This window comes from Kineococcus gurbantunggutensis, assembly GCF_050871925.1.
Lineage (GTDB): Bacteria > Actinomycetota > Actinomycetes > Actinomycetales > Kineococcaceae > Kineococcus.
The window spans coordinates 1-10,818 of sequence record NZ_JBJLSG010000164.1 but is presented as its reverse complement, the minus strand read 5'-3'; the positions used below and the strand labels follow the sequence as shown (position 1 = coordinate 10,818).

Annotated in this window: 8 protein-coding genes; 3 read left to right on the top strand and 5 right to left on the bottom strand. The window is 75.1% G+C overall.

What is annotated here, in order from left to right; genetic code table 11:
• The coding region (locus tag ACRYR7_RS21425) for an EAL domain-containing protein (RefSeq protein ID WP_432574140.1) at positions 1-817 on the top strand (817 nt) is incomplete at its 5' end.
• Positions 818-945: 128 nt separating this feature from the next.
• On the opposite strand, the gene ACRYR7_RS21420 is transcribed toward ACRYR7_RS21425, so the two are convergent.
• The 3 genes from ACRYR7_RS21420 to ACRYR7_RS21410 all read right to left on the bottom strand — a co-directional run bounded on the left by ACRYR7_RS21420 (position 946) and on the right by ACRYR7_RS21410 (position 1,932).
• Entirely contained in the window at positions 946-1,239 is a 294-nt protein-coding gene (locus ACRYR7_RS21420) for a hypothetical protein (RefSeq protein ID WP_432574139.1), read from the bottom strand.
• A 211-nt stretch (positions 1,240-1,450) separates the two neighbouring features.
• Positions 1,451-1,609: a hypothetical protein gene (locus ACRYR7_RS21415; RefSeq protein ID WP_432574138.1), complete on the bottom strand. Its 159-nt coding sequence runs from the start codon at positions 1,607-1,609 to the stop codon at positions 1,451-1,453.
• 110 nt (positions 1,610-1,719) lie between these two features.
• Positions 1,720-1,932: a hypothetical protein gene (locus ACRYR7_RS21410; protein WP_432574137.1), complete on the bottom strand. Its 213-nt coding sequence runs from the start codon at positions 1,930-1,932 to the stop codon at positions 1,720-1,722.
• Between the two features lie 1,454 nt (positions 1,933-3,386).
• On the opposite strand from ACRYR7_RS21410, the gene ACRYR7_RS21405 reads away from it, so the two are divergent.
• Positions 3,387-5,564, top strand: a complete 2,178-nt coding sequence (locus ACRYR7_RS21405) for a SpoIIE family protein phosphatase (protein ID WP_432574136.1) — start codon at positions 3,387-3,389, stop codon at positions 5,562-5,564.
• Between the two features lie 71 nt (positions 5,565-5,635).
• Here ACRYR7_RS21405 and ACRYR7_RS21400 read toward each other — a convergent pair whose 3' ends face one another.
• Positions 5,636-6,400 (bottom strand): ANTAR domain-containing protein, encoded by a 765-nt coding sequence (locus ACRYR7_RS21400; protein ID WP_432574135.1) that lies wholly within the window; start codon positions 6,398-6,400, stop codon positions 5,636-5,638.
• Positions 6,401-6,842: 442 nt separating this feature from the next.
• Positions 6,843-7,091, bottom strand: a complete 249-nt coding sequence (locus ACRYR7_RS21395) for a hypothetical protein (protein ID WP_432574134.1) — start codon at positions 7,089-7,091, stop codon at positions 6,843-6,845.
• Positions 7,092-7,759: 668 nt separating this feature from the next.
• Between ACRYR7_RS21395 and ACRYR7_RS21390 the strand changes: the two genes are divergently transcribed.
• Positions 7,760-10,507, top strand: a complete 2,748-nt coding sequence (locus ACRYR7_RS21390) for a SpoIIE family protein phosphatase (protein WP_432574133.1) — start codon at positions 7,760-7,762, stop codon at positions 10,505-10,507.
• Positions 10,508-10,818: the final 311 nt, after the last annotated feature.

The window sequence follows — 10,818 nt, the reverse complement described above, 5'->3', positions numbered from 1 at the left end:
GCTGCCGGCGGCGCTGGAGGACGGGCAGCTGCGCCTGCACTACCAGCCCATCGTGGACCTGCGCGACGGCGCGGTCAGCGCGGTGGAGGCCCTGCTGCGCTGGGAGCACCCCGAGCACGGTCTGCTGACCGCGGGGCAGTTCCTGCCCGCGCTCGAGGCCGGCGGTTCCGGCTCTCAGGGCAGCAGCGGTGCAGCGCCGGGGCAGGCGGGGTCGGCGCAGGCGGGGTCGGCGCAGGCGGGGTCGGGGCACGCGGGGTTAGGGGAGCGGGCGGGGCTGGTGCGGGCGCTGGACTCCTGGGTCCTGGCCACCGCCTGCCGGCAGCTGGCCAGCTGGCCCGATCCGGCTCCGGCGCGGGTGTTCGTCAACACCTCGCCCGCGCAGTTCACCCGCCCCGGCTTCGCCGGCGAGGTCGCCGCCGTCCTGACCCGCACGGGCCTGGCCCCCGAGCGGCTGACGCTGGAGGTGCTCGAGAGCGGCACCCTGGGGGCCGGCGCCGCGGCGACCTTCGCCGCGCTGGGCGAGCTGGGCTGCGCCATCGCCCTGGACGACGTGGGCAGCGGCTACTCGGACCTGCAGCGCCTGCTGCAGGTGCCCGCGCAGGTGCTCAAGGTCGACAGGGCCTTCACCGCGCACGTGCCCCACCCGGCCGGGCGCGCGGTGCTGGCCGCGCTGATCGCGATGAGCCGGGACCTGCAGCGCACCGCGGTGGTGGAGGGGGTGGAGAGCCCGGCGGCCCTGGAGCTGCTGCGCGCGTTGGGCTGCACCCACGCGCAGGGCTACCTGCTGGGCCGGCCCGCGCCGGCACCGCACGCCTGAGACCGTGCTGCGTGCGCGCACTGCCGCTCCTGCACCCTGCCCGCCGCCGCCTGCCCGCCGCCTGCCCGCTGCTCCCGCCCGGTGCTCGCGCTCCCGCGCGCGTTCTCCTCACGCGCTGGCGGCGGTGCTCACAGCTCCCGGTCCCCGTCCTGCTCCGGTCCCCGTGCCAAGTCCTGCTCCAGGTCCTGCTCCAGGTCCTGCTCCAGGTCCTGCTCCAGGAAGCGCACCTGCTGCTCCAGGCGCGCCAGCACCGAGCGCTCGCGCAACCGGGCGCTGTGGCGCACCTGCTGCGCGCACGCGCTGCGAGTGGCTGCGCTGCGGGCCAGCAGCGCTCGGGCTGCAGCGTGGGTGTACTGGGCCTGCAGCACGGCGCGGTGCACGCTGACCTGGCGCCACAGCTCCTCCAGCGCGGCTTCGCTCACCGCCTCGTTCACCTCTGCCCGGGTGGGTGGCATCCGCTCGTCCACGCGGGTACCTCCTGCTCCTCCACGCCGCGCCGGTACTCGGCAGCGTGCCTGCTGGTGCACGAGCGGCAAGTTCCGCACACCAGCGCCCTGCGGTCAACCCGTGGACGACGGCGTTCAGCGCTGGTGGACAGGCGCCGCAACAGTCGTTGCCGTGTCACCGCAGAGGTCACCGGCTGGCGCTGGTAGTGCTGCCCACGGCAGTGCTGCCCACGGCAGTGCTGCCCACGGCAGTGCTGCCCACGGCAGTGCTGCCCACGGCAGTGCTCAGGCCGGTGCGGGTGCTGGTGCGGATCTCGGTGCAACACGGCTGGGCAAGGCCGCTCACCCCTGTCAGGCCCTGGCACGGCTCCAAGGAGAGCGCCGGCTCACGCCAGTGCTGCGCCACGCACGTCACCTGCAGCTGCTCACCGCGACGGCAGGCTCAGCGGCGCACGTTCACCAAGACCCCAGCGCGTGCGCGTCCACGCTCTCGGCTGCGGCCAGGTCGACGATCACGCGCCGCCGGCGCGCTGCGCCGGGCAGCACGTCCTCGATCGGGGTGCGCAGGGCTGCTGCGGCGGCGATCCCCAGCATCCCGCGGAAGGCGGCGATGACCACCGCTCCCACGTGCCGCCGCCGCGGGTGCGGGGTGCTCGAGGCGTCGATCACCGCCGTCCTTGCTCTCCGCGCTGACCACCGGGAGCACCCGGTTCGCCTCCAGACGTCGCGCCGCGGTGGGTCGCGCGGTGGGTCGCGCGGTGGGTCGCGCGGTGGGTCGCTCCGCTCGTGGCCGCGACACGGCACGGAGTAGGAGCAGACCCGTTGGCCGTCGAGCCGCGCTCGCTCGGGGCGAGCGAGCTCACGCGCCGACCTGTGCCGTTCTCCCCGGCTGGTCCCAGCACCACCCTCTGCGACGGCTGCGACGTCCCAGGGGCTGTGCCCCCGGACGCGGCGTGCTTCGCCTGCGAGGTGGCTGCACCGTGCCCGTGCTAGAGCAGCCACCTCGCAGGGCCAGGGAGCAGGTGGCCGGCTCGAGCGGTACGTGCGCCGGCACCCGGCGTGGGTCGACCTCGGTGGGGGCGGTGGCCGGGGCAGATGGCTGGGTGCACAGCCGGTTCAGTCCGCTGCACCGCCGGGTCGGGCAGCTGCTGCGTCGGATCCGGCTCGCTGAGCGCGAGGTGACCAGCGCCTGCGGCGGCAGGTGGATGCAGCGCTCACCGGTGCCCACCGGTGCCCACCGGTGCCCACCGGTGCACCCGTCGTGCCGAGCGCGCCGGGTGGCCGGCGGGTGTCGGCGGTGCTCCTCTGCGCTGCTTCAAGGCCCGGGGTGGCCGGCTTCAGGGTCGGCACCGCCGCGTGCGGGCTCAATCGTTCCGCAGGTGCCCCGGCTCTGCGGCGTGCGCGGGCAGGGCCGGCCTGCTGGTGCAGGCGCCGAGCTGGTGCGCGGCGGTGCCTCGCTGGTGCTGGTGCACCTGGTCAAGGCGTCGATCAAGGCGGAGAAGGTCAAGCTGGACGCCTCCTTGCGCGGGACCTGCCGATCGGCCGTTTTCACCTTAGGTCACCAAGCATGTGCTGTTCGTTACATCGGTGTGGCTGCCCGGTAACACCCGCGCACCCGCACTCCAGCGCCCCCGTACCCCAGCGCCCGCGTACCCCAGCACCCCCGCACGCACCGTGCCCTCCTTCTCATCTCGCCCGCTCGCTCGTTCTCCGCGGCCGAGCCGACTGGGCAGCCGATCCGATCCAGCCCATCGGGGCGGGCCGCGATCCTGCCCGACCCGATCTGGCGCTGCGGTCCGCAGCGGTGCGACCAGCGGGCGTGCGCGACCAGCGGGCGTGCGTGACCAGCGGGCGTGCGCCACCAGCGAGCGTGCGCGACTCGGTGCGGTGCGGGTGCATTGCGTGCTGGCTAGTGTCGAACCCCTCGACCGCGTTGAGCATGCCGCCCCAGATCCACGGAAGTCAGGTACCACGATGAGGAACCAGCCGTTGCAGCTGGTCTTGGCCGGGTCCACGAGCGCGCTCGAGCACGCACCGCGGGCACGCCACCGGGCAGCGCTGTGCTCGCACCAGCACGCCGCGCTGGTGGTGGTGAGCGCCACCGGCACCGGCCGGTACCACCGGTGAGCAGCCCTGACGGCGGTGCGGGCGACGGCGGTGCGGGCGAGGTCGACTTCGGCGAGGTGGAGGCGGTGCACGGCGATGTGCGCTGGCGGGCCGCGGCGCTGCGCCAGCTGCCCTTGTACCTGCAGGTCTTCCGCGGGGCGCAGCACCTCAACGTGGGTGAGAGCGAGACGGTCGTGGCCCTGTACGGCGGTCAGCGCGGTGTGGGCCGGCGCATCGAGGAGTACCTGACCGGTGCGCAGGGGCAGGGGCTGGTGCAGATGCTCGATCGCGTCTACGCCGGTGAGCACCTCACCGCGCGCGCGGTGCGCTTCGCCGTGGTCACCCCCGCCGGCTCGCAGCGGGAGGTGCTGGCCGACATGGACTTCCTGCCGATGCGCGATGCCGCTGGGCAGGTCGTGGGCGCCATCGCCTTCGGCCGCGATGTCACCGAGCAGGTGCGCGCCGAGCGTGAGCAGGCTGCCGCGGCGGCGGAGCTGGGACGGCGCTACCGGCGGGCCACCGATGTGATCGAGGAGGTGCAGCGCGCGCTGCTGCCGGCCCGGCTGCCGGTGCTGCCGGGTGTGCAGGTCGCGGCCAGCTACGTGGTCGGGGGTGCGGAGCAGGGCGCGGGCGGGGACTGGTTCGACGTGCTGCCCCGCCCGGACGGCACGGTCGCGGCGGTGGTGGGGGACGTGGTGGGCCACGGGGTGGGTGCCTCGGCGGTGATGGCGCAGCTGCGCGCGGTGGCGCTGGAGCGCCTGGATGCCGGCGCGGATCCGGCGCAGGTTGTGGCGGCGCTGGACCGCTTCACCCGGATGGTGCCCGCTGCCCGCTCGGCCACGGTCTGCGTGCTCGTGCTGGATGCGAGCACCGGAGCGGTGGAGTACTGCTCGGCCGGGCACCCGCCGCCGCTGGTCGTCGGCGTGGCTGGCGTCGTCGGCGTGGCTGGCGTGGCTGGCGTGGCCGGCGTGGCCGGCGTGGCCGGCGTGGCCGGCGTGGCCGGCTCCAGCCGGTTCCTGGACCCCTCCGGCGCCCCGCCCCTGGGGGTGAGCACCGAGCCGACCGCCCGGGGCAGCGGCGGGCGCACGGTGCAGCGCGCCGTGCTGGGTGCCGGGGAGCTGGTGCTGCTGTACACCGACGGCATCCTCGAGCGTCCCGGGGTGCCCGTCACGGCCGGCACGGTGGAACTGGCCCAGGTCGCGGCCGCAGCCGGCGCCGATGAGCTGGTGCCGGTGTTCACCCTGCCCGAGGCGGTGGACCGCGTCACCGTGCAGGTGCTGGAGCGCCTGACCCGGCTGACCGGCTCGGTGGACGACATCACGCTGCTGGCGCTGCAGCCCGTCGCGCCGCTGGCGGACCTGCACCTGCAGGTGCACCTGAGCCGGGCCGGGATCCCGGCGGTGCGCGCGGCGCTGCGCGGCTGGCTGGGTGCCGGGCGCGTGGACCAGCTCGCGCTGGAGCAGCTGGACGAGGTGGTCAGCGAGCTGTGCGAGAACGTCGTGGAGCACGCCTACGCCGAGGGCGACAGCGCTTCGTCCGGTGGCGGGCCCTCCGGTGGCGGGCCCTCCGGTGGCGAACCGGCCGAACCGTGCGGTGGAGGACCGTCCAGTGGTGGCCCGCTCACCGTGCACGCGCGCTTGGAGCCCAGCGGCGTGGTCACCGTGCGCATCGGCGACCAGGGGCGCTGGCGCCCGCCGGCTGCCCCGGCCACCGGCCGGGGCATGGGGCTGGCCATCGTGCGCGAGCTGGCCGAGGACGTGCGCATCGAGCCGTCCTCGCGCGGCACCAGCGTCACCGTGCTCTTGCGGCCGTGGAAGTCTTCCCACGGTGCGGCGCCGCGCCCACCGCGCCCGGTGCGTGAGGACTTCGACGTGTACACCGAGCACCGCGGCCAGCGTTCGGTTCTGAGCGTGCGCGGGCCGGTGGACGCGGTGAACGCGCCTGAGCTGGACGCGGAGCTGGCCTTGGCCACCGTGCCCGGTGCCCCGGCGCTGCAGGTGGACCTGGGACAGGTCAGCGTGCTGGCCAGCGCCGCGCTGGGGGTGCTGCGCCGGCGTCTGCAGCAGGCCCGGGCGGCGGGGGTGCGGGTGCGCGTGCTCGCTGAGCCGGGCACGGTCGCCCAGCAGGTCCTGGCCCTGGTGGGCCTGGACACCAGCAGCGACGAGGGCAGCGACGAGGGCAGCGACGAGGTATAGCCGCTGGGTCCGTGTGCGTTCAGGCAGGCACGGCCCTGGTGGCGGCACGGTCCTGGGCGGGTGTGGGACGTTCAGCCGCCGGTGGCGCGCTGGACGATCTCGGCGGCGATCTGGCGCAGCTTGCGGTTGGTGTTCTGGGAGCGGCGGACCAGGTGCGCGAAGGCTTCCTCGGGGGTGCAGTGCAGCTGGGCGATCAGCACGCCTTTGGCCTGCTCGATCACCGCGCGGGAGGTCATCGCCGTGCGCAGGTGGGTGTTCAGGTCCGCTGCGGAGGCGTACAGGGCGTGGTTGGCCAGCGCGATGGCCGCGTAGCCGGCGAAGTCCTGCAGCAGGCCCAGAGCCTGCTCGTCCAGGACACCGGCGTCGAAGCGGTAGACATTGATCGCGCCGGTCAGCGGTTGAGGCATGGGCATGCCGATGGAGACGGTGCTGCGCACGCCCGCCCGCGCGGCGGTGGCGGCGAAGTCGCGGTAGGTGCCGGTGGTGGCTTCGGTGGTGGTGTCGTCGATGCGGATGCTCTGCCCGCTCTGCGCGGCGTGCAGGCAGGGTCCGAAGCCGGCTTCGTACTGGCGCTCGTCCAAGGTGGCGGCCAGGGCGCCGGTGAAGGCCGCGCTGCGCGCGCTGCCCCCTTCGAGCAGGGTGATGGAGACCTGCTCGGCGCCGGGCACGCACGCGGCGGCCAGTGCGGCGGTGCGGTGCAGGACCTGTCCCAGCGGGCTGTGGCCCACCACCAGGGTGCCCAGCTCGGCGAAGGCCTGCTGCGGTGAGAGCGCTGCGGGCAGCGAGCGGGTGGTGCCGGTGGGGGCGCTGCGCTGGGGTGCGAGGTGCTCGGACATGGGCGGTCCTCTCAGCGGCAGCGGCACGAGACGCGACGCTGCGTGGGTCTTGCCGCGTTGTGTGGGCACCAGCGCCAAGGGAGCTTAAGCCTTACCGGCGCGCCGTCGTCGCTGAACGTCCAGGTAGCGCTCCTTGCGGGGCCGGTTTGCAGGCGCCGGTTTGCAGGCGCCGGTCGGCGGGGGCTGGTCGGCGGGGCCGGTCGCCGGCCTGATGACCGGGGCGGTCGGCGCTGCTGCGCGCCCGCGCGGCACCGGGGCTCGTACCCCGGAGACCTGTTCGGGTGGCGCAGCCGGCAGCCGGGAGGCGGCCGGACGAGAGCTCGGGAGGGGTGAAGGAGGCAAGGGCAGTGTCCTGCGCCCCACCGTGGACCGCTGTCCCGCCACCGGCCCCGGCGCGCAGCACGGTCGATCGAAGGGGGCCTGCGCAGCGAGGAGGTTTCGCCTACGGACGCTGCTCGGGCAGTGCGTCCACGCTCAACGTGATGCGCACCCGTCGAGCGTCGTGGAGATCCTCGACGCGCTCGCTGGGCCGGCCCTGGACGACCAGGCCGTGCTGGGTGGCGCGTCGGTGCACCTGGGCGTGCGCGGCGGCCAGCACCGCGGTGGCGTCGGCGGCCCACTCGGGGTACTTGACCACGGTGGTCAGCACGAAGTGCTCGAGGTGCTGCTGCGGGTGCTGCGGGTGACTCATGGAAGCTCTCAGGCGGTCGGTGGGTGGTTGCTGACCGCTGGCCCTCCAGGTGCGGAGCGTGTGGAGAGCGGACCGGCAGGGCCCGGGTTGGACCCGCGGTCAGGATGCCCCGCCGGCGGCGTGAGCACACATCGTGAGCACACATCGCACCTCATGACCGCACGAGTCACCGGGGTCGGTCGCCGGGGGGCGGTCGCCGGGGGTCGATGACGAGGATGGCTGGTGGCCGCGGGGCTCTTGCGGTCGGTGCTCAGCAGTTGTCGGCTGCAGCGTGGCCAGCGCCTGGTCCGCGCAGCTCGCTCTGCACCGCCGGTGCCTCGCGATCGGTGAGAATGAGGGTTCATCGAGACAGCTGGCAGGACGCCAGGTGATCACCTGGCGTCAGGAGGGTGCACGTGTCCCAGGACCGCTGTCGGGCTCAGCCTCAGCAGCCGGGCGAGCAGCCGGGCGAGCAGCCGGGCGAGCAGCCGGGCGAGCAGCCGAGCGAGCAGCCGAGCGAGCAGCCGAGCGAGCAGCCGAGCGAGCCTGTGGTGCACCAGCTCGGCCCGGTGAGCGGCGACCTCACGGCGGCACACGCGGCGGCGCGAGCCTTGGCTGCCGATCGGGGCCGGGTGGTCGCGGCGCGTCGCCTGCAGTCGGCGACGAGGTCGGCGACCAGCGCCCACCGGGTGCACAGCGAGCTCGGCGAGGTGGGGAACGGGGTCGGTGAGCCCGTCGGCGAGAGCGGCACCGCCTCCGGGCTGGACCGCCTGGCCGCGCTGGCCGCGCAGCTGCTGGGCGCCGGCTCCGCGCGGGTGGCGCTGCTCAGCGACGTGCAGACCCTGGCCGGCGCCGCCGGCCCGCAACCGCAGGCCGGTGAGCAGGGCTATGGGCCGCTGGCGCAGTGGCTGTGCACCCAGACCGCCGCCTCCGGCGCCCCCCTGGCCATCGCCGACGCCCGCGCCGACGAGCGCGTGGCGCAGTTGGCGCCGGTGGCCGGCGGAACGGTGGGCTCCTACCTGGGGGTGCCCCTGAGCGGGCAGGACGGGCACGTGGTCGGCGCGCTGTGCGTCTTCGGCCCCGCCCCGCGCCCCTGGTCCGGCACCGAGGTGGCGCTGCTGGGCGAGCTGGCCGTCGCTGCGGTCAGCGAGCTGGAGCGCTCCGCGCTGAGCGTGGACTACGAGGCCGCGCGCCTGCGCTGGCAGCACTCCATCACCGCCGCCGGTGTGGGTGGTTTCGACTGGGACCTGGCCAGCGGTGAGCTCGTCTGGGACCAGCGGCTGCTCGAGCTGTTCGGCTACGGCACCGGTGAGGGGGCCGACGGCTTCGAGAACTTCGACGGCACCATCGAGGCGTTCAACGCCCGCGTGCACCCGCAGGACCTGCCGCGGGTGAGCCAGGCGCTGCAGCAGTGCATCGCCACCTGCGGGCAGTACGAGGCGGAGTACCGCGTGGTGCGCCCGGACGGGAGCACCCGCTGGGTGCAGGCGCGCGGGCAGGCGCTGGATGCCCGCGGCGGGCAGGACGGTGCGGCGGTGCGGGTGCTGGGCGCCGCCTACGACACCACCGCCGCGCGCGAGGGCGACGTGCGCACCGCGCGGGTGCTGGAGTCGATGTCCAGCGCCTTCTACTCCCTGGACTCCCAGTGGCGCTTCACCTACGTCAACGCCGAGGCTGAGAAGCTGCTGCAGCACGCCCGGGAGGAGTTGCTGGGCGGGGTCATCTGGGAGCTCTTCCCCGAGGCGGTCGGGGCCGCCTTCGAGACCGAGTACCGCCGCGCGGTCAGCAGCGGCCAGGCGGTCACCTTCGAGGCGTACTACCCCGCCCCGCTGGAGGGCTGGTACGAGCTGCGCGCCTGGCCCGGCCCGGACGGGCTGTCGGTGTACTTCGTGGACATCACCGCCCGCAAGCAGGATCAGTACGCGGCCGAGGCGGCCCGGCACGCCGCCGAGCAGGCCCGGCACGCGGCCGAGGCGGCCCGGCAGGCTGCTGAGGACGCCCGCCTCGACGCTGAGCGGGCCAACGCCCGCCTGGCGCTGCTGGCGGCGACCTCGCGGCAGATGGCCGAGACCTTCGAGGCGGAGTCGGCAGCCGCGCGCCTGGCCGAGCTGGCCGTGCCCGCCCTGGGCGACTGGTGCGTGATCACCCTGGTGGAGGACGACGCCCCGGCCAGCACCCCGGCCCGTGCCCGCGCCCACACCGCTGCCGGGCGGCCCGACCGGCTGCGCCGGGGACTGCGCGACGTGGGCGCCTGGCACCACGACGAAGCGCTGCGAGCGCTGGTGGAGGACTACGCCGAGCACCGCCTGGACGAGCTGACCGAGCACGCCCACCTCTGGCGCGCCCTGCGCCAGGCGCGCCCGGTCCTGATCCCCGAGGCCACCCGCGCCATCAGCGCCGTGCTGGACCCGCAGGGCAGCGCGCGCGGGGTGCTGGCGCGCCTGGCGCCGACCTCGGCGGCGGTCCTGCCGCTGCGCGGGCGCGGGCGCACCGTGGGGCTGATGAGCCTGTTCACCGGCCCTCAGCGCGCCGCCTTGAGCGAGCAGGAGCTGGACATGGCCGCCGAGGTGGCCGACCGCGCCGGCCTGGCGCTGGACGCCGCCCGCCTGTACCGCCAGCAGCGCGAGCTGGCCGCGGGCCTGCAGCGCTCGCTGCTGACCGAGCCGCCCGAGCCGGACCACGGGCAGATCGTGGTGCGCTACACCCCGGCCGCCGAGGCCGCGCAGGTCGGCGGGGACTGGTACGACGCGTTCGTGCAGCCGGGCGGGGCCACCGTGCTGGTCATCGGCGACGTCATCGGCCACGACACCCAGGCCGCCGCCGCGATGAGCCAGGTGCGCACCGTGGTGCGCTCCATGGGCGCGCTGGGGGATGAGTCCCCGGCCCGCATCCTGGCCAAGGCCGACCAGGCGATGGCGAACCTGATGATCACCACCACGGCCACCGCGATCGCCGCGCGCCTGGAGCAGTCCCTGGACGAGCGCTCCCGGGGGGTGACGCGGCTGCGCTGGTCCAACGCCGGGCACCCCCCGGCGATGGTGATCCACCCCGACGGCGCGGTGAGCCCGCTGCTGGGCCTGCACACCGACCTGCTGCTGGGGGTGCTGCCCGAAGCCGAGCGCAACGACTGCGAGGTGGTGCTGGACCGCGGCTCCACCGTGCTGCTGTACACCGACGGCCTCGTCGAGCGGCGCGACCAGTCCCTGCAGGCGGGGCTGGAGAAGCTGCAGGCGGTGCTGCAGGAGCTGGCCGGCGACGACGGCGACCTGGACAGCCTCGTCGATGGGGTGCTGGCGCGGATGCTGCCGGCCCACCCCGAGGACGACGTGGCGCTGATCGCGGTGCGCCTGCACCGCCAGGACCGCCCCCGCCCGGCGGAGGCCGGCCCGAACCGGGTGCCACCGCACGTGCCTGCTGAACCCGAACCCGACGCCTGACCGGCGGGGAACCGGCCCTCTCACCAGGCGGCGTCCCCTGAGCGCGGATCGGTGTGGATGGACAGCTGCGCGGGCGCCGGGGAACGGGGGAGAGGGAACACGCAGGTACTGCCACGGCCTCGCCGCAGGACGCGGGCGTGCCGCAGGGCTTCGAGCCCCCTGACCGCAGCCCTGCTGCACCGGAACCGGTCCGTGGCACCGGTCCGTGGCACCGGTCCGTGGCACCGGTCCGTGGCACCGGTCCGTGGCACCGGTCCGTGGCACCGGTCCGTGGCACCGGTCCGTGGCACCGGTCCGTGGCACCGGTCCGT

Excerpts from the sequence above, each read along its gene's own strand:
- ACRYR7_RS21400 (WP_432574135.1), bottom strand. The coding sequence starts at position 6,400 with ATGTCCGAGCACCTCGCACCCCAGCGCAGCGCCCCCACCGGCACCACC.
- ACRYR7_RS21395 (WP_432574134.1), bottom strand. The coding sequence starts at position 7,091 with ATGAGTCACCCGCAGCACCCGCAGCAGCACCTCGAGCACTTCGTGCTG.